This is a genomic window from Neobacillus sp. K501 (genome assembly GCF_053749995.1).
Genome location: NZ_JBSLYA010000003.1, coordinates 476,462 through 503,250, shown reverse-complemented (window position 1 = coordinate 503,250; position 26,789 = coordinate 476,462). Strand labels below are relative to the sequence as shown.

Annotated in this window: 14 protein-coding genes; 12 read left to right on the top strand and 2 right to left on the bottom strand. The window is 34.7% G+C overall.

Annotation, left to right across the window (positions count from 1 at the left end; all coding sequences use genetic code 11):
- The first annotated feature begins 93 nt into the window (after positions 1–93).
- The 7 genes from ACWM35_RS10390 (at position 94) to ACWM35_RS10360 (ending at position 20,635) form a co-directional block, all read left to right on the top strand.
- Complete coding sequence (locus tag ACWM35_RS10390; protein ID WP_454817995.1) at positions 94–1,059, top strand: hypothetical protein; 966 nt, start codon at positions 94–96, stop codon at positions 1,057–1,059.
- Between the two features lie 6 nt (positions 1,060–1,065).
- Complete coding sequence (locus ACWM35_RS10385) at positions 1,066–4,476, top strand: NACHT domain-containing protein (protein ID WP_454817993.1); 3,411 nt, start codon at positions 1,066–1,068, stop codon at positions 4,474–4,476.
- 40 nt (positions 4,477–4,516) lie between these two features.
- Positions 4,517–5,854 (top strand): hypothetical protein, encoded by a 1,338-nt coding sequence (locus tag ACWM35_RS10380; protein WP_454817991.1) that lies wholly within the window; start codon positions 4,517–4,519, stop codon positions 5,852–5,854.
- Positions 5,841–7,121 carry a hypothetical protein gene (locus tag ACWM35_RS10375; RefSeq protein ID WP_454817989.1) on the top strand — a complete coding sequence of 427 codons (1,281 nt, stop codon included), beginning with the start codon at positions 5,841–5,843 and terminating at the stop codon, positions 7,119–7,121. Before ACWM35_RS10380 ends, ACWM35_RS10375 begins: the two co-directional genes overlap by 14 nt.
- Positions 7,122–7,175: 54 nt before the next feature.
- Complete coding sequence (locus tag ACWM35_RS10370; RefSeq protein WP_454817987.1) at positions 7,176–9,785, top strand: hypothetical protein; 2,610 nt, start codon at positions 7,176–7,178, stop codon at positions 9,783–9,785.
- 108 nt (positions 9,786–9,893) lie between these two features.
- The gene (locus ACWM35_RS10365; protein WP_454817985.1) at positions 9,894–15,509 is read left to right on the top strand and encodes a hypothetical protein; all 5,616 of its coding nucleotides are present in this window, start codon (positions 9,894–9,896) and stop codon (positions 15,507–15,509) included.
- Between the two features lie 44 nt (positions 15,510–15,553).
- Positions 15,554–20,635 carry an AAA family ATPase gene (locus ACWM35_RS10360; protein WP_454817983.1) on the top strand — a complete coding sequence of 1,694 codons (5,082 nt, stop codon included), beginning with the start codon at positions 15,554–15,556 and terminating at the stop codon, positions 20,633–20,635.
- 256 nt (positions 20,636–20,891) lie between these two features.
- Here ACWM35_RS10360 and ACWM35_RS10355 read toward each other — a convergent pair whose 3' ends face one another.
- A complete protein-coding gene (locus tag ACWM35_RS10355) occupies positions 20,892–21,848 on the bottom strand; it encodes an alpha/beta hydrolase (protein ID WP_454817981.1) in 957 nt (318 codons plus the stop codon).
- Positions 21,849–22,003: 155 nt separating this feature from the next.
- Here ACWM35_RS10355 and ACWM35_RS10350 point away from each other — a divergent pair, with 155 nt between their 5' ends.
- The 3 genes from ACWM35_RS10350 to ACWM35_RS10340 all read left to right on the top strand — a co-directional run bounded on the left by ACWM35_RS10350 (position 22,004) and on the right by ACWM35_RS10340 (position 23,707).
- On the top strand, positions 22,004–22,423 hold the full coding sequence (locus ACWM35_RS10350; RefSeq protein WP_454817979.1) for an Rrf2 family transcriptional regulator: 420 nt from the start codon (positions 22,004–22,006) through the stop codon (positions 22,421–22,423).
- 333 nt (positions 22,424–22,756) lie between these two features.
- Positions 22,757–23,413, top strand: a complete 657-nt coding sequence (locus ACWM35_RS10345) for a hypothetical protein (RefSeq protein WP_454817977.1) — start codon at positions 22,757–22,759, stop codon at positions 23,411–23,413.
- Positions 23,414–23,527: 114 nt separating this feature from the next.
- A complete protein-coding gene (locus ACWM35_RS10340; protein ID WP_454817975.1) occupies positions 23,528–23,707 on the top strand; it encodes a hypothetical protein in 180 nt (59 codons plus the stop codon).
- Between the two features lie 180 nt (positions 23,708–23,887).
- Here ACWM35_RS10340 and ACWM35_RS10335 read toward each other — a convergent pair whose 3' ends face one another.
- Entirely contained in the window at positions 23,888–24,172 is a 285-nt protein-coding gene (locus ACWM35_RS10335) for a hypothetical protein (protein WP_454817973.1), read from the bottom strand.
- Between the two features lie 328 nt (positions 24,173–24,500).
- Between ACWM35_RS10335 and ACWM35_RS10330 the strand changes: the two genes are divergently transcribed.
- Both ACWM35_RS10330 and ACWM35_RS10325 read left to right on the top strand, forming a co-directional pair.
- Positions 24,501–25,508, top strand: a complete 1,008-nt coding sequence (locus ACWM35_RS10330; protein WP_454817971.1) for a DnaD domain protein — start codon at positions 24,501–24,503, stop codon at positions 25,506–25,508.
- The gene (locus ACWM35_RS10325) at positions 25,481–26,749 is read left to right on the top strand and encodes a DnaB-like helicase C-terminal domain-containing protein (protein ID WP_454817969.1); all 1,269 of its coding nucleotides are present in this window, start codon (positions 25,481–25,483) and stop codon (positions 26,747–26,749) included. Before ACWM35_RS10330 ends, ACWM35_RS10325 begins: the two co-directional genes overlap by 28 nt.
- Positions 26,750–26,789: the final 40 nt, after the last annotated feature.

The window sequence follows — 26,789 nt, the reverse complement described above, 5'->3', positions numbered from 1 at the left end:
CTTAATCTACATTAATAACCAAAAAAGAGATAATTAATTTATTGAAATGAATCACATATGTAATCGGATAATTTTCTACCAGGGAGAATGGATATGACAATTTTTACAGTAAATCAGAACAACTTATACCAAAAGTATATTAGAAAAGAAGTTTTGCAACATTACTCAGATGGATATGATGCCCTTCAGCATGGTCAGTACTTCTCAGCTGCTGTATGGGGAAGTGTATTCCTAGAAGCATTTGCTTTGGAAATCATGAAAAAGTTTAATATCTCACCATCAAAAAAAGATGACCTAAACTCTAGAATTCAAAGAATTAGAAGTGATATTGACAAAATACCTGACGATATTCCTAACCGATTTGATGAAATACGAATCATGCGGAACCGTCTCGTCCATGATATGGGATTAAGAAAAACTGACATAGAAGATGATGCAAAAAGAATCTATTCCCATTTAGATTTTGTACTAGATTGGTATTGTAAAAACGTACCATTTGAAGAAAAAGAAAAAGAAATAATAGAAGCGGAAATGGAAAATGACCTCATACCAGTTTTTATAAGTACGTTAAATCCGAACAATGAACGGCAAAGATTCTTTTTAACAGGTTTTATGGAGAGGTTAAAATCTATTGGGATTTTACCTGTAAGATGTGAATTTAATTTCTACGATGGTAAGGATCCACTTAAGGTTGTGAGAGATGAGGTTTCCCGTTGCAAAGCAATGATTGTTATTGGCCTGGAAAGAAGTAATGCCTATTATATAAAAGATAAAGAGGGTTCTTTAAATGAATCCATTGACACTCATCGAAAATATACTTCTGGCTGGTTACACCTTGAAGCTGGAATTGCTAATGCCCTTGGTAAAGAAATATTCGTCCTATGTGAAAAGGAGATCTATAGTGACGGTATTTTTGACCGTCAATGGAATTCCTATCCTGTATTGGAATTTTCTCATTTAGATGAGAACAGCCGAGAATTTATGATGTTTTTTAGCTACATGGAAGCATGGGTGAAGGTAGCAAAACGAAAAGAAGAAGAACTTGCTGTTTTGAATTAAAAGGAAGTGTTCAAAATAAATATTTCAGAATACCTAAAAACACTAGGACTTCAACAATATATAGAAGCATTTGAAGAAGAAGCGATCGATTTAGAGGTACTGTTTGAGTTAACAGAGGCTGATTTGAAATCTTTAGGAATGAAATTAGGACATATAAAAAAACTTCTGCGGAGTTTGGATTCTCTTCAAAAGGAGAGAAAGAGTACCTATCCTGTTTCAGCAGTCATCAAACAAGCGGAAGATTTCCCTTCGCTCATTTCTGCTCCATTATTTGATTACATAAAAGAACCAAATGCAAAGTTGCGATTATGGGATATTTGTGATTTTGTCGAACTGTCCTTACGGTTAATTGTTGTAACGGGTTTAGCACAAATACGGAACGATAATGACAGACTTCCCGATTATATCGTGAACGAAATTAGAACTAAAATTGAGCATCCGACACTTGGAAAATGGTTAGGGATGGCCATGGCGATTTCAAAAGATAAAAGTGTATCGGCGTCATTAAAAGAAACCGTATTTATCCTTCAAAAAGAACTTCAGGGCTCAGGTTATAGAGATGAAAAAAGCTCGCTTCTAACCCTGCGTAATTTTTTAGCACATGGAGGTAGTATTTCTCAATTACTTGCTCATCAATTAATATCCATTTGGGAGCCGAAATTTGAAAGATTAATTGCGCAGTTAAAATGGTTCAGCAGCTTTCAGATCATTGCCAAGGACACAAATGTTTTCAAACTTTTAAAAGGGAATATTGAAGATATTCAATACTATGAACCTAGTTGTTCCACTCAAGAAATGAGATTGAATACCTATTTTACGGAATCGAACAATGTTGTATTAAAAGTGGGTGATGACTTCTTCTCGCTCTGGCCCCTTTACTTTTATGAAAATTCAAGTGAATATATAAATCCAGTACAAAATATGTTCGTGCGCCGCGGAGAATTGTTTTTGGAGTATACACCGGTGGGCAGCCTTGATCGTTGTCAGTCACAATCAAACAAAGAAGCCCTAGATACGTTCATTAAGTTGTTTCAACTGGAAGATCGCAGGAAAAATGAAGAGGAAAAGCAATATAAGGTTCGTGGCTTTGAGTCTGAAATTCTGTCAGACTCCAAAAAGTTCGTTGGAAGGGTGTCTCATTTAACTCTCATAAAGTCAGCTATACAAACTGCCAATCATCGTGTCTTTTGGATTACTGGCAACGCAGGGATCGGGAAGTCCTACTTAATGTCCGCCACAACGATTGATTTGCATGAGGATCGGAACCCTTACCTGCTCATTCTACCTTACCGTTTTAAAGCCGGTGATGATCGCTGTTATCGAAATGAATTCATTAAGTATTCTGTGGAACGCTTGAATAATTGGGAGGGAGTATCTTCGAGAATCCTTAAAGCTCCCGCAATGATTAATATGGAAGATCTAAAAAAGCATCTAATGATGATCAAGGATGGATATAACGTTCTGTTTATACTTGATGGCTTGGATGAATTACCTGAACGCGATCAATTATTAGCAACTGAGATATGTAATGAGCTTTCATTACCAAAAACGAAATGGATATGTTCAGGGCGGACCAATCCAAAACTAGATCGCATATTTGATTCTTCAGCGTATCGTGTTTTTCCAGAGGGAGTTCCTGGAATGGAGAAAAGCGATATTCAAAGCATGATTTATGAAAAAATCGGATTGTTAAGGAAAAAAGTGATTATTCGTGAATTTGAACAGGATACATTCGTAATCAATCCATTTGTCGAGCAAGTATGGAAATATTCAAAAGGAATTCCTCTTTATGTCACCTATGTAATCGGTGATATTTTGTCAAACAAAATTAAAGAATTCGATGGACATTCCGACGTATTGCCGCCATCGATTTTTCATTATCATCAAGAGTTAGTAAAAAGATGTTCTGTGGGGCTATATCAACAAATATTACCACGATTAATCGCGAATATCGCCATTGCAAAAGAGGCTTTGACACAAGGAACGTTGCTGGACATTTTGATGAAAGAGGATTATTTACCTCAGACTGACAAAGCAAAAGAAATTTTGCATAAGTGTTTGAGCTTTGTAAGTCCAATGCTGAAAAAAGTGTCTTCCAGTGATGAAGCAGGCGAAGGCTTTATTTTATATCATACTAGTCTATTAGATTTTTTACTGCAGGACGAAGAATCGAAAATTCTGCTCTATACTGCTAGAAAGAGCCTCATAAAGTTAATAAAGAAAGAGCTGCATCTAAAATCTGAGTCAGATATTTATCTTCTAAAATGGGGGATCGTTCACTTGCTTGAGGATGATCAAAACCAAGACGAATTGTTAGCTTCTTTATTGGGTTCATCTCAATATTTACAGGAAAAATTTCAATATCAGCAACTCGAATATTTGTTAGATGATGTAAATGAGGGTTATTTATCGATTGGAAATAGTGATAAACAAGAGCTGATCCTTGAGTCATTTCTGAATTTTATTCTCGAAAATTCGGGGAATCCATCCGAAAAAATTGCTATCGAGGATATTCACTCCTTATTTGTTTATCGACAAAACGTACGTTTTTATGAAGACTTTTTAAACTTTGCAACCAAAAAGCTCGAAGTAGAAAAAGGTGAATTGTCACCAAACATTTTTGAAAAAATCTACCCATCTTTCCTTTTACGAAAAGGGAACTTATTAAGAAGAAACGGAAAATTAAGTGAGTCAAAAGTATTTTTAGAAAAAGCCTTGGCTGTTTTTGGAAAAATAGGTAATTTAATGGAAATTGAAAAGCTAGAATACGATTTAGCGTATGTTCAATATTTGCAGGGGAATACAGAGGATGCCTATTTTCATTTTGAAAAAAGTAAGCAGCATGCAATTGAAAATCAACATGAAGTAGGTTACTGGATTTCGAACTGTATTCAAGCTCATACAAGAACATTCTGTTCAAAGAACAAAATGACGAATCAACAATTCATCGAAATCTTAGCAGAAGCTCTGCCTTACTTTGTCAAGCATTCACGCAATGGAAATGAAAATGCGAAACGATGGATTAAGAACATTTATCAACATTCGTTTTTAGCTGCATATGAAATAAGAGATCGTTCATTAGCGGAAGAATGTTATGAAAAGATGAGGAATAATGAGTGGATTCAAAAATTTGATGAGGGAAACCTGGATAAGTATAAAGCGAGATTATTTATTCTAAGAAATGAGAAGGAAAAAGCACTCCAAGTATTCTCAGGTTATTTGGATGAAGGAATCCTAGATAAAGAATCCATGGCAAGAGAATATCTAGAATATTCAAGGTTATTAAAAGAAGCAGGCCAACACGAAAAATCGATAAAGATGGCCGCAAATGGTTTGGCCTGCCCTGTCAATTTTGGAAATAGCTTTTTTCAGGAGGGTTTGAATGAAGTTGTACACAATGCTTTAAAGCAAACTTAAATAAATTTATGAATTTTTTACTATTATTAGGAGGAAAGACATGGGTAATGAAAGTCTAATTCCTCATTACATCTTCAACTCACATATATCTCTAAATCAGAATATGAAAAAAAGGGGACATTCTTTTTTTCAATATGACATAGACGAAGTGATTCACCAATGTAATGAATTAAACGACATTCTTTTAAACTTGGATTATTTACATAAAGAAATCTACTGTTGGTTTACGGTTGATCAACATATTATGCAACGTCAAATAGGGATAATAGAAGGTCATTTGGAAAAGGTATTGGAGGATAAATTACAAAATGGCCAGGAAATCCATGTAATGCTTATTCCAATTTGTCGAGTTTTATCATTAGATCATTGTTTATCAAAGCTCGAGCTACATTTACTTCCATTGCGAAAAAAATATCCAACCGAATCTTTCGGCCAAATTGTAGGTCAGACAAATGGGGTCATTTCTCAAGCATTATTAATAGAGGGATTACGTCAGTTTCCGAATCGATACATAAGCCTATATTGGGATGGCAAACAACTGATTTCTATCTACAATGATTCGGAAATTAGTCCAAAAACATGGCTAAGTCTATTTAAAGAGTTTATTCAAGATTATGATTATCAAGGTGCTTTAGAATTATTAACCGATATCAAGAGTGATACCTCTGAATACCAAGTTTTAGAAGCCATTCTTCATACCCAATTACAAAGGATGAATTTTGCTTTTGATGAAGCTGCGCAATCTCTTGAGAAGGCAATGAATTTAGTAAAATCACATCAGGTTCTAATGGAAACGGATGAGATTTTAAAAAGGCTTTTAAGCGGAGAATCCTATCAAAAGGAGTTAGAGCTAGAGCGCATCGCAGAGTTATTTAGGCAGATAGATGTCTATATTCAAACAGACGATATCCCTTCTTTTCTAGTGCGCTTTTATCGGGCCAGGGAAGCTGTGTTATATTTTCTGCTTAAATATGGTCGCACAGATGAAGAGGCATCCATTGCCATAGAAAAAAAATCTTCCATTTACCAAGTGATAGAAAAGTTAGAAGAGCTATATGATAGCTGGGAAATCGATGATTATTATGGGGCGTATTTTTTTCTTAAAAGTAAAAATGTCGCAAGTATCTTAGAAGTCCGTAATAAAAGCTTTATTGGGCATTCGAGAAATTCCATTAATCCCAAAGATTTATGGTATGAATTTGCCGGAACAACGAAAACAACGGTGGTAAAAGCGAAAAGAAGATTTCAAATGGATGTAGATTTATTGTTAAGAGACTTAGGTATTCAAGTTGACGATAATTATTATTCCATGAACCAGCTCCTGTTACAATTGGCAGAGGAAATGAAGACGGGGGGCGGTTACGTTGAAAAGGGGTAAACTATTCATTACCTGGTCGGAGACTGTGTATTCCAAAATTAGAGATTGTGAAATAAAGATTCATAGGGATAGCAGAGAATTACAAGAGGTTTATGTAATCTGTACCTCCTTCGAAGAAGAAAGGATGTGTCAGAAATATAAAATGGATTCTCTTTCTTTAAATACGTTTGTTATTTCACATGAACAAGATGTACTTTCTCAATCAGGCAAACTGAAAAACTTTTTAGATTCATCTATACATGGAGATGATCAGGTGTTTTTATTGTTGGAAAATCACACAAAACCAGTAAATCACCTATTAACACATCTATGTGCAGCAACCTTTCAGAAACAGATTTATTATCTATCTGAAGACGATTACCGAATAACTAACTTTGGCTACACCCAACAAGAAGAGATTTCCATGGACTTAATCCAGCATGTTCAAGAATTAATATATTCTGGAAACTATCATTCGGCACAAGTGTTTTTAAAAGAAAAAGCTGGGAACTCACCAAGAATCAATCAGTTACTGCAACTTGGGAATCAATTATTTTTCCTGGATTTTAATAATCAAAATATGCAAAGAGAGCAAACCCCATTAGAGTTGCTCTATGAGATTCTAATTACGCATAATATTGCGGAAGCGGGGGAGCTAAAGTATTTAGAAGCGTTAAAAGAATCGACGAAAAAACAAGAAACATTTATCCAGCTTTTACACAACTATGCTTCGTTTTTATATGAACTGAACGATATCATTGATTTTATCGTCCTTTATTATCGGTTAGTTGAGGAGTCGTTATTATATGCGCTTGGATGGGATATCAATGAATATAATGAATTTGTGTATCGAGACGACGCCATTTATCAGCTTGACTTCCCAAACTGGCGCTTAACGAAACATTATCATCGCTATAATCAAGCACTTCAACAGTACATCTTAACCATTGAAAAAAACAAACAACTAACGATCAGTCATAGGAAACAAGGCTTTGAAAAACTATCAACTCGTGAAGCGTATTTTGCTGACATTTATCTTGCATTCACGGAAAAAGGAATCTCATCATGCATTGATTTCCGGCATGAAGGAGTCAGTGGACATGGTTTTGCAGATTTAACGAAGACAGAATTAGAGGAGAGGTGTAATGGCAGTACACCTATACAAATTCTCAATGATATTCTAAAAAGCTTACAATTAAAACCATGCTATTCGATATTTGAATTACTGAACAAAGCCATTATGGCATTACTTCAAGAGGAAGTTCAAAAGTTGGAACTTCGCATCTAGATGTCAAGGATATTGAAAATTGGCTATTAAAGACGACCAAAAGAGGAGATAAACATGCAGGCAGTATCAAATAAAACAACATTTATCTACGACTTCGTCAAACCAGGCACGAAAGTAACAGTCGATGAAGCAACAAATCAGTTTCATTTTGATATAAGAGGGAAAAGGACCTCCTATGATAGGTCAACAACCCTCATTTTAGATGTAGGGAATTGTTTAACCAGAGGAGTTGTAGATGTTCATCATATTGCGAATGGGTTTCAGTGGAATAATGAGCGCATTGTAAGTACAGCAAAACTATTAACTAGTTTTCCTAGCTTAATGGAAAATATCCAACAGGATGTAGGAGAGGTTCGAATCATTGTCCATTCTAACCCTGATTTTGATTGTTTCGCGTCTACTTATCTAGCAAAATACTACATAGAACACAAGGAATTCCCAGAAAACTATCAGGAAATTGTTGAATATGCAGAACAAATAGATGCAGGTCGATTAAAGTTAAATCCAAATCAGGTATTTACACCGTATACCATGACTCATGTTTTATATTTTTCGGTCGGCAGTAACAAATTTAATAGCTTTCATGATTATCAAACCGCTTACTTAGAAAGAGGCTTAGAATTAATTGACTATATTGTAAAACGTCTTCCTGAATTAATGGATAAAGAGCGCTCAATCCATAACCCTGTTCTTTTTAAAGATAATCACCCATTTAGGCAGGAGGAAGCCTTAATCGAAGAAGATTATCAAAAATACCAGGAGGACTTACGTACCATCTGTGAAAAGCGTACCATGCGGTTACCGGCTATGGATGGTTCGGCAAGGGAGGTGGATGGTCTCTTTTGGAATCATATACCAACATGTTCATTGGATCGACTGTGGGCTAGAGGAGATACAAACTCTCCTTCAGGGACAGGATATGTATTTACTTTCGTTCCGAAAATGATCCATCAGACTCCGGATGAGATCATCGATAAGTTTAAGTCGGAGAAAATACAAGCAGCCATTCAAACCACCAATCAAGTGATCATTTCTGTGGATGGAAATTCAAATCTAACACTAGCAGACTTAGGAAAACGTTTGGAGCTTGAAGAACGAAAACAAGAAGACGCCATCTTTGGAGATACTTTGAAAGAAGAATGGCGAACGAGAGATCCTAAGAAGAGGAGATTTCAGGAAGAATGGTTTGATAGTAACGATCCTTGGTATGACGGGAGAAATAATCAGTATCAAATTGTAGATGCACCGCAAATTGGGAGTCTATTAAGCTTTGAACAAATAAAAGCGATCGTCATTAATTATACGAAACCAAGGGTAAAAGGAAATCATACAAGGATCTTATATCCATTCCATTTTCCAACAAAAGACTTTAAGAAGCTGCGAAAATCGTTAGAAAAGAATAACAACTTTGATACGGTTAATTTAATGCTAGACAAAGATTTAGTTCACTATTTTAGACCTTATGTCCGTGAATATTTATTTAATTCCAAAAGGGATAAACAAGGGTATAGCCATAGTTTTTCCTATAAAAATAGCAAAAAGCTTCGACTCCAGCTTTCGGTTGAAAATGGAGAAGTTACTTCAGGAACGAAATTTGAAGGGATTGTGAATGAAAAGTCAGATGATATCTTTCTTGAGATTGGAAACACAACAATTCATCTGTTCCGTTATGGAATTGGCTTTATTGTGATAGAGACAGACATATTGTCACAGAAGTATAAGGATGACCTTCTGCTAGATCTATTATTAGAGATGAATAAAGAGCTTTGTGAAGGCAAAAGTGCAGAAGTCATTCAAGATTTTAACCAGCAGCTACTAGGGGAGAAAGCAATTAAGTGGATTGAGGAATTTGAGGAAGGGTTAATGTATTCGGATGTGACTGTTAGCACTGCTTCTTATTTTGAACCTGCTAAAAAGGAATTATTATATAGACTTTGCTCCCATACGGAATGGAACTCCACGATCCATACGGAGAATAAACATATGTCATCCACATTAGATCGTATGTATTATGACATAAATGAACATACCGTCATGGGCTTTAGCAAGAAGGGAAGCGTTCTTCTAATCTTTGAAAAAGATATTGAACATATGTCAGAGGAACAGGTTAGGGATTATCGAAAAAAAATGGAAGAAGAGAGAACAAAATATCATAAATGGGATTATTATATTTTTCTCATGGTCCTTCATCAGAGGTATGGATTAATGAATTTTTCGAAAGAATTATCGGAAATCGGTGTGAAGAATAAGATTAGAAGAGTCTCCAAACTTCGCGAGGTTTTATTCGAATTTATTATTCAAGGATGGTTTAGTCAAATCACCAATAATGAAAGTGGTATGGATATCCATAAAAAATGGATCCATGTGTTTGAAACACAGACCCTTCATGACGAAGTACTCGAGCAAGTCTCTACGATTGCAGACTATCAAAGTGCAAAGAAGGACTCAGATTTTTCATTGAAATTTACGATTCTCTCTTTTGTTTTCCTAATCATCACTGGAGTGACTGGTTTCTTTGGGATGAATATTCCGTATGTTGATAAGTTCGATAAAAACAGTGAGGCCATTTGGTTTTCCGTGTGGTCATTAATGGGAGTACTTGGGTTTTGGGGGATTATTTCAGGGAGCTACTGGTTATTCAAAAAATTAAGGGGTCTTAAGTAAGAACAAATCGAATTATTATTACGAGTATTATAAGAAATAAACATCCGGCCAATTTTATTGGGCGGATGTACTATTTGTTAATAGTAAATCTAGAAAAGGAGTTCATCTATGTTAAAAATTATCCCTAATCATCCTCAAATCAATAAACTCATTGAACTATTTGAAAAAGAGACGGAGCCTTTCCGCAAAATACATAGAATGATTGATTTATTTGAAACGCTTATTAAGACCCATACAGCTTTCTTAGTGGGAAACTATTTTCATCATAACGAAATATCTGATGAAATAAAGGAATTATTTGTAGAAGGGCTCCGAACCCCATCTCTGGGTACCTGGCAACTATTTAGTCGGGAGCTTTATTATGAAATCGGATTTAATTATTTAACAGAGGCAGAGTTTTATAGATTAGACAATCAAATCGAGAAGCCGGATCAAAAGGATAGACTACAAGCATTATTTGTTAAAGTTAACGAACGTTATCAATTTGTTCCTTTTAACAACAGAAAAAAAGGGTGGCGAAAATTTCTCTATCAATTGGTGGAAAAGGCGCAGTCTCAAGATTCTACAATGTTTCAAAATCGGTTTTTGGTAAAAGACTTTTATCAATATTTTATTAACTGGGATAAATCCGTAGACATCATCGTTCAAAAACGGAATAAGTATGCGCATGGAGCTACACCAACAAATGAAATATGTTCAGAAGACGTGAAAGAATTAATGCCCATACTTGGTACCTGGTTAAATGCACCATGGCTACATAAAACACATATTTTGCTAGGGTCTGAACAGGATTATACTCTGGAAGGACAAGAACCATCGATTCAGCCAGCGATTCTTACATCTAAAAATGTTCATAATCCTTATATTGTGAACAATGAATATGAAGGATTTTCGTTGTTCCCGATTATGGTGGCAAACACGAAGGATGGTAGAGACTTTAACTTGTTGTTCTTTAACGATTTAAAAAAAGTTCATACGGAAAAAATCTCTTATTTACATTATCCCTATGCGGATCATATTGTAGACTCAAGTTATTTCCATGAATTTTTTTCTATCTTTCAATTAGAAGAATGGAAACAAAAGAAACATCATTACTTTACCCAACGAATCGAGGAACTGACCGAAACCTTTAAAGGAAGACTGAAAGAACAAGCGTACATAAAGTCCTTTATTTTTGAAAAACAAACTGGAAATCTCTTTATCTATGGGAGCCCTGGAATCGGTAAGTCGGCTATCTCTGCGAATGTGGTGAAGAATATAAAGGGAGAAGAACTCCATATTATTCAATATTTTATCAGGAGAGGGACCATATTTTCGCAGCCTCAGTTTTTTCTAGATTACTTGATTAAGGAATGTGAAAGAATTAGTCCCACAACCTTTCCACTTGGTACTTCGATTGAAGAAAAGCAACTAGAATTGCTAAAACGACTGCAACACCTTTATGAACAAGACAAGAAAGTCGTGATTTTCTTAGATGGTCTTGATGAAGGGGAAGAGATCCTGTCTTTGATTCCGAGGGAAAGCTTATCCAATATTATTTGGGTGTTTTCGTCTCGGTTAACGGAAAGTACCTATAAGCTCCTAAGTGAACTCTCGATTGAACATACGACAAAATATGAAATTAAAGGATTGCGGAAAGAGGATATATTGGCTTTACTGTATGATGTTGTCAATAAATATGAATTAGAAATGGAATATGTGGATGTGATTGCGAGGAAGTCAGAAGGAAATCCTCTTTACATTAAGCTGCTTTGTGAAAGTCTAGAAAGTGGCGAGATTCAACTAAATGACAGCTCGAAATTACCAAGTAAAATAGATGATTTTTATGAGTATTTACTTGACAAAGTAAGCGGAGAAGTAAATGGAAATGACGTTCTAGATGTTTTATTTGTCATTGCCGCAGCAAAGGATTATTTATGCAATGCCCAGCTCGAAATAATATTAGATATGAGAACCAGTGATATCAAAAAGATTATCAATCGATTATGGGAAGTATTATTTACACCTGAACAAGGCGAAGGTTCAAGGGTTTATCAGTTATTTCATGAGAGCTTTCGTGATTATTTATACAAGAACTATCGAAACCAAATTATGAAAGCCAATTTGAAGATTATTAAGTATTGTGCAAATTGGGAAGAGCTTCTTTTCTTTGACGAGTCAGTGAAGGAGTATTGCTTCATCCATTATGTGAATCATCTTCGAGATGTAAAGATGGACCAAAGGATTATGGAATTGGCCAAAAATCAACACTATATATCCGAACAAATGAGTGTCACTTATTCCTCTATATACAGCTTTCAGCTTTACGGGGAGGCTTTAGCTATAGGATTGAGGCAGGGAGATGAGGACAAGGTTCAAGACATTTCAACGAAGATTCTTAAGCTGCATCATGAAGGTGATTTCAAAATTCGAATGAACCAGTTCAAAGTGGAATCATTCACAAAACCTTTATTAACCAAGTTATTAGATCAATTACATTATCAAAACATGGAACAACGAATAACAGGTTATTTCCGCATTCTTGATTCCATTTTAACCTCCAATCTCAAGGGAAAAAGGGAATTTCTCGTATATGTTATGGATGACATTGATACACGAATGGTCCAAAACACCAATATTATTAACATACTGGACTATATCCCCATTCAACATTTTTACAATACTTGCCTTAAGCTTTATAAGCATGGGATATCATATGTGCCTTTGATAACTCGGATTTCATGGAAGTCATTAATTGGGTTTCGATTTAAGCTTAATTTGCTTATAATCGAACCATCGAAGGAGTCCATTGATGTATATTTAGGTATCTATAGAGAATTATTCAAAGAACCAACCCTATCTGCTTTTGCACGGGTTATTAAGGACGCTATCCAATTAAATAACATAGCTCTTCTCCAGTACACATTGGAACAAATAGAAAAAAATTATAGCTCCAGTTTTAATCACTTTTATAATCAGATGGTAATAAAACTATTACTGCATGGATATACAGACATCTTACCAATGGTTAAAGGGAGTAATCGATATAGATTAGATGAGGCTTTTACATTTTTTATTTATGATGACAAATTGGAAATTGCCTCCTTATTATTTCATACAGGTAAGATTCATGATAATAATATTTTACTGTTCATTTCTAAAGCGCTAATGTTAAATGAGTATTCAATAGTGGGAAATAGATTGGTGATCCACCATGCGGAAATTGATTTTGCACCTTTATTTTCTGCATTGGAAGAGAAGGTAAGAGACTACTTTTCTTATAATTACTCCTTTAAAATAAAGTCTATGCTGTATTTATGTTATTCAGTGTTAGGTAATAAGGATAAATGTAACAGTATTATTAAAGAGTCAAGTGAAGCTTTCATGAATAGTACAGAAGAGGAGTATTTTCAAAATCAGGAGTCGATTACATTACTCGATACCTATTTACAGTATCTGCAAACGGATGACGATGAGTATTTATTGAAACTAGATGAACAATTTATGTTATGTAAAGAATTTTACTTAGAAAAAACGAATTTAAACTATTCTAAAATCAGAACAATCATTGGCGACGATAATTTATTTACACTTTTTTTAAAAATATCGAAGCTCTATTTTAGAAAAGGTGATATAGATCAGTCATTCTCGAGATTGACCGATTTTTTTGAAAATCAAAGTATGGTTGGTATGGAATCAGCTCAAGTCATAATGGCTTGGTCCGAGTTGGAATTTTTTATCAGGAATGATCAATACAGGGACGAACTGATTGTTATTTTGGAAAAAAATAATTTAGTATGCTATTTAATGGAAATGCTATTCTTATTAGATAAGGATAAAGATCTTACTCTTATACTGGAAAGCTATTTGAATCAATTCTTCAGTAGAGCATACAGTGAAACCGAGGTTATGAGTTTCAACTTTGATGTTAGATGTTCAGATCTTAATTTGATTACTTCCTATATCTTTTCAAATAATGATGAGATGGTTTTATTGAATAAAGTGAAAGAGTTTGTTAACAGGACATCCAACAGCATGATAAGCTATGAAGCTATTTATTCGTTAGCGAATATATTAGCTAGTCATACGTCTTTAAGTCTGGGACTTGATACCCTTGAAGCATATTTCTTAAATAATAGAGTAAACGAGATTGTAAAACTGACAGAGAAAAATAGTGAAAAAGCTCAAGATCAGATCAAGGACGAAATCACAGGATATCTGTTTTCCGATCAATTTGACAAGGCAAAAGAATTGACAGAAGGAATTGAGAATGAATTCAAAAGAAGTCAATGGCAAGAGCTTATTGATATTATTCAAAATGGACAGGATTTGACTGAAACATCCATCAAATTGAATGAATTCTTTTCTGAAGGAAATTTAATGGGAGAGGATAAGTCCAAAATTGTTATGAAATTTGGCATGCAAAATCTCTTAAATGGAAATTATCAGTTAGCTTGGGCACTAGGGGAAAATACAACAAATGAATTATTTTTTGAAAAATTTGTATTAGAAGTCATTAATAAAGAAAATGTAAAGGCGGGTTATTTTTACTTATTGAATAATCGATCCTATCATTTGGAAGAGAAATTTGTATTCCGATTATATAGAGAACTACCAGATTGCTTCGTTCAGGGAGACACGCTGCTTTCCTTAGATTGTGAGGGTGAGTACTTTCATTATTTTCTATTACTGGATTGTCTGAAGATTTGCAGAATGCAAGATAACGGAATGGTGGAATTGGTAAAAGATTGGTTTGATCAGATTGAAAAAAATATGAATCTGAAAAAAAACAAGGGCAAAAAAGAGCAAAATGCGAATCTGTTAAATGCCCTTAAATTAAAATTGAATGTAATAGAACCCGAGCAATTAGATCTGAATTATTTCTATTTCAGATCAGGTCATAGTGTACTAGACTATCTAGTCCTCTTTGGAGAAAAAGAGAAAGCATTTGCCGTTTATGAATGTAATCAATCAAAATTCAGATTTAATGTCTCATTTATTTGGCATCTTTTGAGACAAGGCTTTATAGAAGATGTTTATCGTAATTTTGGAGATGATTCGACAGTCTATAACGTATTATTTGAATATGCTTTAGAGGTAATGATGGAACAAGACGAACAAGTTGGTTTGAACATGCTAAAGGAAATAAGAAATCAGTTTGAAAGCAAATTTAATGTTGATAAAGGTTATAAAGTGAATAGTGACCAAGTCGTCAACGCAGCAAAATCTATTTTAGAGCATACGACTGACTCCCAGGTTGTTAGAGAGATATACAATTTATTTATTCTTATGGAGATAAATGATCAACAACTTGTTATGGTTATAGAAACATTATTTAAAATAAACGATTTGACCCGTGCAGAGAGAATTGTCAATAAAGTTATTGAGGATTTTCAAGAAGATCAGCTAGGAAATGTCGAACAATTAATTTGCATCCTTATAATAAATAATCAATGTAAACATTTAGAAACATTACTTCCAAAAATTAAACAAGGTGAGATGATTGTTTCTGCGGTTGAAACTTACCTGCATTCGACGAACCTCACAGATGATTTTTATAACATTTTACTTTTAATAGAAAAAGTAATGAATAGGAAAGAAATACTAGATCAAATGTATGAAAAATGTATTTTAACATTGGTACAAGCAGATAATCCACCAAAGAAAGTCGTTCATCATATATTACAAAAGGTAATTCATAATCCGAAGTTATTTGAACTAACCTTTTATGTGATAGATAAATAAAATATGCGCGTGATTTCTTACTATCAATGGAGGAATTATTTTTAATGAAAACAAAACACCCTCAGATTAACGCTGTTCTTAAAAGGTTTGAAGATGAAAATACACCTTTTGTAAAAGTTCACCGTTTAATCGATTTATTTGAAACCATTATTAAAACACACGCAGCCTACATTATTGCAGAATACTTGAAGCGAAATATATTTACTGATCGCATTAAAGCACTGTTGGCACATGGGTTAATTACACCATCTTTAGGGATGTGGCAATTTATCAGTAGAGAAATCATGAAAGAGTTGGTGATTTCTCCAGTACTAACCATTGAAGAGATGGAAGAATTCAAGAAGTCCTTAGACAACAATCAAGCGAAAACCTTAGAAATTTATTATGATTTTGATGGGACAAAGTATGCTTTACGCAATGAATTACGTTCAAAACAAGTAACGAAATTAAGAAGCTACTTCAAACAAAACAAACATCAATTTTGTACACCGTTTTTGGTTGATGACTATATTGAGCTATTCGATATTTTTGACGATCTAATAAGTAAGAAGCAAGAAGATGAGGAAAAAACGGAATTGATGGATATCGTTGCTTTCCGAAATTACTATGCTCATGGTGCTACTGCGGCTCCTGAAAAATGTGAAAAGCATATTAAACAGTACACACCGTTATTACATAGATTACTAGATCATCCGTTATTTCAACAATATGAAATCGTGGTTGTCGATGAATTGGGTCAATATATTTCTTTGGAAAATATAGAACGTACAACGGAAGGTCGTAATTTATCGCCTTATTATGTCTATCTTCAAGGTCAAAAAGATGAGATCAATTTAAGTCCAATCATGTTTTATAAGCAAATAAAGCAAAGTGCTGTTCAATATTTTTTCTTAAACGATTTAAAAAAATATAATCAACAACAAATTTCGTTACTAGAATATCCACATGCTTACCACCTAACGGATGATTCATCCTTTAAAGAGTTTAATGAAAAAATTCGAATCAATGAGTGGAAAATGGCAGAGAATGAAGATTTTAAAGCACTTATCCAACAACTTTCGGAGTATTTTTACGGCCGTATAGATGAAATACAACAGTTGAAGAAGTTTATTACAAACGAATCAAAAGGATATGCCTTTGTATATGGTCATCCAGGCATTGGAAAATCTGCTTTAATGGCAAAACTCTTAAATGAAATACGATTTGAACAGGACCAAAAGGACAAACGTGATGTCGTAACCATTGAGTACTTCGTAAGACGCAATACGATATTTGCTGACCCTAGTTATTTCTTTGATACATTGCTTGAAAAACTTGCTTTAGCGTTTCCTTTTGTAGAAATAAGACCTGCAGGGTCTTTATCGGAAAAGAAAAAATGCCTTCATAAAACATTACAACAAATTTCTTTAAACTTAAATAAGCAAAAGCTGGTTATTTTAGTTGATGGATTAGACGAAGGCCGCGAGACAGGCTTGTTAGAACATCTCATGACACAAGCATACGATCATGTGTTAATCATTTATACTGGTCGTCCGGATGATGATGTCCTACAAAAAGAACGAGGATTAGAATGTAAGCAGGATCCGGTGGTACTAGAGAAACTATCGTCAAATGAAATTCGGGCACTACTGTACAATGTTACAGACAAATACCAAATATTTGGGAAAGATGAGTATTTTGAGAACCTAATATTAAAAAAATCTGATGGGAACCCGTTATATGTACGTTTGTTATGTGAGGCGTTTGAAACTTCTTCTGTAACCTTAGAAACAATAGAACAAATTCCAGAAAAGCTGGATGGCTTATATAAAAAAATGTTAAAGCGTTTTGCAGCTTTTGATGATGTTGATGAAGTATTTGATTTACTTGCACTCATCGTTGCAGCAAAAGATTATGTTGATGGATCACTGATAACGGCTATCTTTAATATATCTCCTTTAAAAGCACAAAAATTGTTTCATAAAGTGGGCGAAGTTTTATTGGAAGAAATGGAAGGTAATGGGCGATATCAAATTTTCCATGAAAGCTTCCGTGACTTTTTTAATAGCCATTATCCTAGAGAAGTTGAAGGAGCAGTAACTAAATTATTAGCACTTAGCGGAAGATGGGAAAATCTTTCTGATGGGGCTTTAAGTTATGTGCTTGAGCATACAGCAACACATCTGTTTGAAAAAGTAGAGAAAGAAACCATGCAAGCGGTTGTTAAGGACCGTTCATTTATAAGAAAGCAAATAGAGCAAACTAACCGCTTTGATGCGAGTGTCCAGCTTTGTCAATTAGCACAAATGCTAGCGAAAAAAACCGGTTATGCATCCCTTTCAATCGATGCGTTTCAAGCTTATAAATTTGTCCAGTTGCAAATTTTAAAAAATAAATTTATTTCTTCAAATTCTTTGAATAAGTTCTCTCTTGAGGTTTGGCTAGATCGGATTAAACATTTTACAGATTTTGAAAAATGTATTACCTACTTATTCTTACTAGACCATTATGGTAAAGAAGATAATGAGGAAGTAATTTTTACTGTTTTGAATCATTTGGAGCAGAATAACCATCACCTAAAATTAAATACTCAAATTCCAACCATCATCGCATTACAGATTTGTCATACATTAAAAGCACGTAAAATGGATATTACTCCTGTTTTCAAACATATAAGCTGGAACTCTGAAGAAAACCTGCTTGAATACTATGATTTCTCATTTGAAGTTGAACTGATTATCGTGGACCTATTCAATTGCAACGGGATTAATTTTTCCAGTTCAGAAAAGATCTTTAACCGTTTATTAGAATTGGGATTTAAGGATCGAGCAAAAACATTTATCAATCAGTTTAAAGCTCATGTTCAATTTGTACCCTGTTATATAAAATTAGGTGAATATGATCAGGCTGCTTCATTAATAGAACAATCCAAAAGTATTTACCATAAGCTAAATTATTTAGTGAATATGAAAAAAATAGATCAAGAAATGGTTGAAGAACAAGTAAGAAAATTAAACATCAAACAAATAAAACAAGTGTTTCATGGTGATTTGATTGAATCAAAGGATATAATTCCTTTAATATATCAGTTAAATTATGATCTTTTTAAAGAATTATTAGGTCAGTATAAGAATCTATTCATCGAAAGTAAATTTATATTAACTGAAATAGAGCACGGTGATTTCGAACGGACCCTAGAACTTATAGCATCTCCATCCACTAAATTCGATAAAAAGATTGAATATTTGTCTTATATTTATGGGAAAGCAAAAGATGAAAAACAGGTAAAACGTATTCGGCAAATTGCGATTCAAACCATCAAAAATTTGAAAACCATTTTTAATAATGATTCAGAGATAGCAAGAATATTAAGGGTTTGCAGTGATGAGGGCGACGAAGAGTTAATAAAATTAATATTATCCAAAGATATAGAATATTACGCCCTTACTACACTATGTATGGCGTTGGCAGAGGGTTATGCAAAATCTGGAAATACCCAGGCGCTATTACAACTAATAAAGCAATACGAAGAGCAAATTCCTATCTATACAAGCGTTGTTCAGCATTTGTTCAAGACAGATCAAGTTCAACTAGCTCTTGAAATCGCATGTAAAGGTAAGCGGCTGTACATTCGAGAAGAGATATATAAAATAATAGCAATCGAATCAATAAAAAATGGAAATAAAACAGCCTTTCATCAAGCTTATTTAAGAATACAATTACAAGATAATAAAGAAATGGTCCTTTTGGAAAAATTCGCTGATCAAGCTGGTCATAATCAGTCAGTAATGGAGGAAATGATTGAAGAGCTATCAACAGTTGCAGAACTATTTACTAATGCTGAGAATGATGAAATTTTATTACAGGTGAAGGATGTAGATTTTTATAACGGGAAGATGGATTTCAATTTCGAATGGATTCATGAGATAAACTTTGGACTGCAGGGGAATGCATATCGTCAAATAATTATGCGTTTGCTGGAAAAAAAGCAATTCGATCCGGCCATACAATTAGTTTTAAGGATGGATCCGCGGGAATTTCTACCCTATAGTAATGATTTTTTTGAGGAGTTAATGATTCTAATTCTACGTTGTGCGGCTCAATCGGGGGAACCTGAAGTAGATAATATGATTAAGAATCATTTTCTAAGCCAAGATTATCATATATCTATTGATGTGATGGTTGAAAATTCTTTAATATTCGCATCTTTTTGTCGGGAGAATCATCTACTGCAACAGGAAAAAAATATACTCATTGCGATTGAAAAGAAAATTACACAGAAGCAAAGAAAAGATCAATACTTAGAATTAGCTTTATATTATAAAAAAATAGGTAATGAGAGCGATGCGAAAAGATTACATCGCAAATGTTTAGAGGGTTTTAAATACTGGCAAGATATTCGATTAATCTTTGCGACTCAGCAGATACAAATGGAATCAAGTTTAAAGAAGCGATGGAAGGATGCCGATTGTTCTAAATCCATTTCTGAATTGTATGAAGAGATTCCCGAAGAATATAAAAAAGATTTTTATTGGAATTCTATCAGACATTATGAGAAAGAACAAACACCGGAAAGGATTGAACAAATAGCTTCACAAGTACCAGACCGCAATCATCCTTCGAATTTAATGAAGATGGTAGAATTCTATTATATAGAAGGAAATGTAGAAAAGGTAAAAATGTTTCTCCAACCACCATTTAGTACACACACAAAACGGGAATTATTGAAATTTTTTATTAAACAAGCAACATCATCGGATCATTGGCGGATGATGAGCTTTTTTGAACCTGAAGTCATTAAAGATGTTGATATTTGGAGAAATCAACTAACCTTATTGTCACCACAATTTTATGAAATCGCCTTAGATGCACTACCATCAATGCCGATATATATGCAAGAAGTAGTGGTGGAAGCATTGATGTTTCATATCTTTAAAACACCTCATTTAATTGAAAGACTTATGTTAGAAATGCCAATACACAGAGTGCTTACACTACAAATTCTACAAATCTTACAAGAGACAGAATTAATGCCAGAATCAAAAATATTGGATTTTACACCATTGTACGAAGCATTAGATAAACTAAAAGCTGGAGAATGGAGGTTACATGAGTTTAAACAGTTTGTTAATGGGTTTGAGATATAGATATCGGTCCAGAAGTGGCTGCCGAACTCATTCAAGCAAATAGAACTTTTCAAGAGAGCTACCCACTATAGTAATTACTAAAACAGAAACGATGAGAACAAAGGTATTTCAGGAATTAGTTCTGTTGCCAGATAATTAAAAAAGTGCTGATCACTAGTCTCTGTGACAAATGATTAGCACTTTTTTTCTTTTACAATAATATGAAAAATTATAAAGGAAGCTATATTTTATTAAAATGTATCTGTAATAAAAAGGTTTAAGCTTTTACTTTTGCGACTCTTTCAAAACCTTTTTTTACGGCTTGTATATATTCGTTCACAGCGCGAACCGATATGTCGGCATTTGGATTAATTCCTTCAAAGCCATGATAACAGCCTGGATATAAATGAAATTCGACATCAACTCCAGCTTGCGCAAGTTTCATTACATAGGTTAATGTTTCATCGCGAAAGGGGTCTAATTGTCCCACACATGTATAGGTGTAGGGTAAATCACGATAATCCTCTGCGCGAGCAGGGGCTGCGTAGGCAGGAATATGATCCGTGCCAGATAATTCTCCTAAATACATTTTCCAGCCAGCTTCATTAGTCTTCTGATTCCAAACAAATCCTTCTTTAATTTCATTCGTTGAAGGTGTATTATTTCGGTCATCAATCATGGGATAAAGCGGCATTTGAAAACAAAGGGACGGATATTGACGATCGCGGGCCAATAAAGTCAATGCTGCGGTTAGTCCGCCGCCTGCACTAGCGCCTGCAACACCAATACGATTTGCATCAATGTTTAATGATTCTGCATTGTCTGCGATCCATTTTAAAGCTGAATAACAATCTTCAATTGGCGCTGGATAAGGATGCTCGGGAGCTAAACGATAATCTACAGAAACGACAACACAGTTGGCTTCTTTTACAAATCTCATACAAAGATCATCATTATCATCAATTGACCCCAAAATATAACCACCACCATGTATCCATAACAGGACAGGTAAGCATTCATTACTTAATTTTGGACGATAAATTCTTAAGGGTAATGGATTAGCATCAGGTCCAACGATGATTTCATCCGTTAATGTCAGAGATTCATCAACCACGAAAGGTGGTCTCATTTGTGTTGCGCCTTCTCTCATTGCCGGTAAATACTCTGGGCGTAAGTCGAGATCTTGAAACATTTCTAATCCGGATAATAGCTCTGGATTGACACGGTTCTTCATTATAACACTCCTTTTGTAAATCGTTTTCAAGAATGAAGTGTATTCTAAGTAGTTTAATTGTGATAAAATCATCACAATTAAATTATAGATGAGATATGGTATAATAGTCAATATAATATTCTGAAAATTATACCTTCTTTAAGGGGAGACGTTTCATGCAATTAATCATTCAAGCCGGTGATTTAGGACCTAAGTGGTTTCATGTCGCATTAAGAACGCTCGTTTTACTTGCCTCCACAAAGAGCATGTTAAAAAGTCATATAATAGCAGAACAATTGGGCGAAGACCCAACCTTTATTCGAAAGATCCTTTCAAGACTTGCAAAATCCGAATATGTGAAATCCCATGGTGGTAGATACGGGGGATATAGTATCAATACTTTACCTGAAGAAATAACAATAAAAGATGTTTATCAAGCACTAGGTGATACATCACCTACTCCATTTTATACAGTTCCTTCTACTGGAGTAGAATATTTTATTTCTCAAATTATTGAAAAAGCAGAAAGATGTTTTCAAGAGGAATTGAATGAATTTACCATTCAAGATTTATTAGATAGGAAGGAAAAGAAATAGCAACAGAAATTTTATCCAAAAAAGAAAATATAATTATTAAAAGCGAATGTTACCCTCCATTTATTTGGGAGTAACATTCGCTTTTTTCAATATGTGAGGCCCTAAGAAATCCATATCGCTAGCAAAAAAAAATATTCCATAGTTATCAACAGTAGTCGTGTTTAAATTATCAAAAAAATCAGTGATTGACATAATTCGACCTATAGGTGTAAAATACATATATGTTTAATAGGAAAATATAAGTTGGCAAAATGCAGCTAAGTTTTTACTACATATTCAATTGAAAAACAGGATACCATTGAGAAATGATTGTAAAAATGAGGAGGAATAAAAATGAATTCAACCACGACAAAGAAAAACAAAAAAGGACAAGTAGTTAAAGTGCAAAAGGAAGCTGAACAACATGAGGAAGTAATTGTATCTACTCAAGTTGAAGAAACCGAAACACCACTGAATGCCGAAGTTCAAGAAGAGGCAGTTCAATCTTCTACCTATGTCGAATCACTTTGGAACCAATACGAGCAACTATTGAATGGAGCAAGAAACTTCCACAATCGTAGTGAAGATGTCTATCTTAAGACTGTAAAAGATGTGATTAAGTTTAATAGACAATATAGAAATTCAATCGCTGATTTTTATATAGGAGCAAGAACGAGTAATAGGGAAATCATTAAAGGAGTTTCCAGCCGTTTTGCTGAAATGAACGTTTTGAATCCAAATACAGAAAATCTTACAAACAAAGCGGACGAAGTTTCTGCACGTTTAGAACAATTGGCTTCAACTCCAATCAAATTTACAGTTGACCTTATCGAACGAGTAGAAGACAAGGTCCAAGAATCGAGCGAAACATTGGTTCACTACTCACGCGAAGGTCGTAAAGGCTTGCAAAAAGTGACGAATGAATATGTGAAGCTAGTAAAACACAATCAAAATATGCTACTAAATTTCGTTGAAAAAAGCACCAAAGCAGTAATTAATTCTAATAGATAATAAAACTCCAATAAAATCACATACATGACTCGCTGATCTATTCCCCAAGATGAAATTCTTTCATTAGGGGTTTTTTTATGAATGGTTTGTAAAGTAACGATTTGGAGGAATTTGATGAATGTTAGTAATGCAAATGCTTCAGCCATTCAAGTGGAAGTAATAGAGGATTCAGAGGAATTGAACATTAGGTTAAATGAGAATAAGGATGCAAAGATACTAAACATTCTATATAAATCGATGATTATTATTGATGAGGTTGTTTATCGAGACTGTTATTTAGTTATTTATAAATAATCGCCAGGACAAACAAATATTTAAAAAGTGCTAAACACTAGTCGTTTCGACAAAGGTTCAGCACTTTTTTCTTTAAGAATACTATGAAAAATTTTAAAGGAAACATTATTTTTATTAAAATGTATAAGCATTTACTTTTAGGGCTCTTTCAAAACCTTTCTTTACGGCTTAAGGGTTTAATTAATCTTTGCTCTCTTCACGGTTTTTAGAAGCTGTATGGTTATCTAGTTCATCCCCTTCCACCATCTGATTACCAATAACACCGCCTGAAACACCGCCTACAACCGTACCAACTAGTCCAAATTGAGAACCGATCATAGCCCCAGCAATGGCATCAGTCAAAGTCCCTGCTCCTACTGCTTCACCCAAGTCACTGGTGCCTTGATTAACTTGACTATCAGCTTGGTTATTACTATTTTCTTCTATATTTTCTTGGAAATTATCGCGTTCGTCATTCTGATTCATGTATTCTCTACACTTCCTTGTCTATGAATAGGGAATTTGTGAATGCTGAAACACATCATCCTAAACATATACTACCCAGCTAAAATAGATTTACTCAATTTAAGTTCCTTGGAGATTTCAACACCCAGGGAATTGTTTAATTTCCAGCGGCCGTCCCTGTGCCCAGAAGGATTCTTCACTTAAAAATTTGTGGACAGTATCAACATTTAAATACTCTTTATTGTCATAAATCCTTCACATTTTTTGATAAAAAACCTGACCTTTTTCTTCCTTAACTTCTATATAGAAATCGGAAAGAATTTTTTGAAGAAAGGGCAGTGATTTAGTGATGGCAAAATACAGAATGGTGCGGACAGATTTTTGGAAGAATCCGATTGTTTCAGAAGAGATGACCCCGGAGGATAAATATTTTTACCTCTATTTGCTGACAAATCCAGCTACAACTCAAATTGGTATCTATAAAATCACGAAAAAACAAATCGCCTTTGATATGGGCTATTCGATTGAGAGCGTTCATTCGTTGGTGGAACGATTCATCGAGCATCACAAGATGATTCAGTACAACACAGAAACAAGAGAACTGGCAATCAAAAACTGGGGGAAATATAACCTGCAAAAAGGAGGGAAACCGGTTATGGATTGTATTGAATCCGAATTAAAAGAAGTGGAGGATTCCACACTGATTCAATATGTTTCCGAAACCATAGAAAAAAAAGAAATTCGAGATCTTTTTGACTCTTTTTGTGATCAAAGTAAGTTGAATGAGTCTATTAACTTAGCTGAAGCGAATACATATTTTGAAACTACAAGTAAGAACTTGGACGATACGTACACGACTCGTGAGACGATACGGGGACAAAAAGAAAAACAAAAAGAAAATAAAAAAGAAAAACAACAAGAAGCTGTTTATCCAAATATAGAGAATCATCCAGACAGAGTGTCGAATCATACCGCTGAAGATGTGAAAGAAATGATTGAGTTTTGGGACAACAATGGATTTGGATTTTCAAATATGAATGCGAAGGAGCAGCTGTTAGCTTGGTTAGATGATTCTAGCTTTTTACAGCCGAAAGCTGTGGTCTTAAAAGCCTTGAATATAGCCTGTGCGAATAACAAACGAAGACTGAGCTATGTACTAGGGATATTGAAAAACTGGGAAAATGAATCCTTACTAACGATTGAAGAAATAGATTCGTATCTGGAAACCCCAAAGACGATATCGAAGCAAAGGCAATCAACGGAGTCCTCTCATATCGGAAGTGCGATTCCAGGAAAATTTGTACTAGACTTATCGGCAGGTGAAGATTTATGTGTATACCGGAAAAAGCGTTCTTAGGGAGCTTAATGAAGGCAGAGTATTTACTTAAAGACACGACTATTCAACCGGAACAGCTGGAAAGTACGCGGCATCAAGAATTAATGCGGAGAATGATCGAGTTTAGCCGAGCGGGTAAAAATATTGATTTGATCGCCTTGACGACCTTACCTGATCTCGAGTCATTTGGGGGAATGTCCTACCTTTCAGAGCTGTTAGCACATGCAGATCTGGAGAAATTTGACGGGGTTGAAAAACTCATTCTCGATCAGTGGAAAGAGCGGGAAAAGAGGCGCATCTTAACCATTGCAGCGATAAATGATTGGGAGATTGCCAAGGTCATGTCAGAATTGGATAAAATTAACCAAGCGAGGATGGATGACCACACACCATTACACCAAGCACTGTCGGATATTTATGAGGCGCCTTGGCAAGATGTAGCAGCAGTGATCAGTGCCACAACCGGTATTAAAGAGCTCGATGAAATGACGGGTGGCTTTCAAGATGGGGAAGTGACGATCGTAGCAGCAAGACCATCGATGGGAAAAACCGACGTCATGCTGCATTTTGCCAAAACGTCGGGGTGGGCCGGATACTTGCCGCTTGTCTTTTCCTTAGAAATGCCTGAAAAGCTGATTACCAACCGATTAATGGCTTCTACAGGGTGTTTTAACCGGTCAAAAATGCGCGATCCAAAAAGAATGTTAACAGAAGAACAAAAGGATATATGGCCCGATGTGATACAGGATCTTTGTAAAACGCATATCCAAATTTTTGATGGGGCTGGTCAAACGATTGCCGAGATAAGAGCGAAAATACGAAAAATGATTCATCAATTTCCAGACAAGAAGCCGATCGTTTTCATTGATTACTTAACATTAATAAATGCTGGTCAATTGTACGGTGGGAATACCCATTTACAGGTAACGGAAATATCCAAATCTCTCAAAACGATGGCGAAGGAGTTTCATTGTCCCGTTATTTGTTTGGCACAGTTAAATCGGTCGGTGGAATCTAGAGGGAATAAACGACCGTTAATGTCGGATATTCGGGAATCCGGTAGCGTGGAACAGGATGCCGATGTCATCATGTTCTTATATCGTGATGCGTACTATAACAAGGAAACGGACAACCATTCACTTGAAATCATCGTCTCGAAAAACCGTAATGGTCCAGTAGGATTCGTCGCAGTCGATTACCACGAGAAATTAGGAAGGATTGAAGACAAAAAGGAACAGAGTCTTACCCAGGAAGAAAATTGAATGAGCCAGTAAGCCTAGTAAGCTAAAAAATGGGAAATAG

Bases quoted from the DNA above. Each gene is read 5' to 3' on its own strand.
- ACWM35_RS10390 (WP_454817995.1), top strand. From the start codon at position 94: ATGACAATTTTTACAGTAAATCAGAACAACTTATACCAAAAGTATATT.
- ACWM35_RS10380 (WP_454817991.1), top strand. From the start codon at position 4,517: ATGGGTAATGAAAGTCTAATTCCTCATTACATCTTCAACTCACATATA.
- ACWM35_RS10370 (WP_454817987.1), top strand. From the start codon at position 7,176: ATGCAGGCAGTATCAAATAAAACAACATTTATCTACGACTTCGTCAAA.
- ACWM35_RS10365 (WP_454817985.1), top strand. From the start codon at position 9,894: ATGTTAAAAATTATCCCTAATCATCCTCAAATCAATAAACTCATTGAA.
- ACWM35_RS10360 (WP_454817983.1), top strand. From the start codon at position 15,554: ATGAAAACAAAACACCCTCAGATTAACGCTGTTCTTAAAAGGTTTGAA.
- ACWM35_RS10355 (WP_454817981.1), bottom strand. From the start codon at position 21,848: ATGAAGAACCGTGTCAATCCAGAGCTATTATCCGGATTAGAAATGTTT.
- ACWM35_RS10350 (WP_454817979.1), top strand. From the start codon at position 22,004: ATGCAATTAATCATTCAAGCCGGTGATTTAGGACCTAAGTGGTTTCAT.
- ACWM35_RS10345 (WP_454817977.1), top strand. From the start codon at position 22,757: ATGAATTCAACCACGACAAAGAAAAACAAAAAAGGACAAGTAGTTAAA.
- ACWM35_RS10340 (WP_454817975.1), top strand. From the start codon at position 23,528: ATGAATGTTAGTAATGCAAATGCTTCAGCCATTCAAGTGGAAGTAATA.
- ACWM35_RS10335 (WP_454817973.1), bottom strand. From the start codon at position 24,172: ATGAATCAGAATGACGAACGCGATAATTTCCAAGAAAATATAGAAGAA.
- ACWM35_RS10330 (WP_454817971.1), top strand. From the start codon at position 24,501: ATGGCAAAATACAGAATGGTGCGGACAGATTTTTGGAAGAATCCGATT.
- ACWM35_RS10325 (WP_454817969.1), top strand. From the start codon at position 25,481: ATGTGTATACCGGAAAAAGCGTTCTTAGGGAGCTTAATGAAGGCAGAG.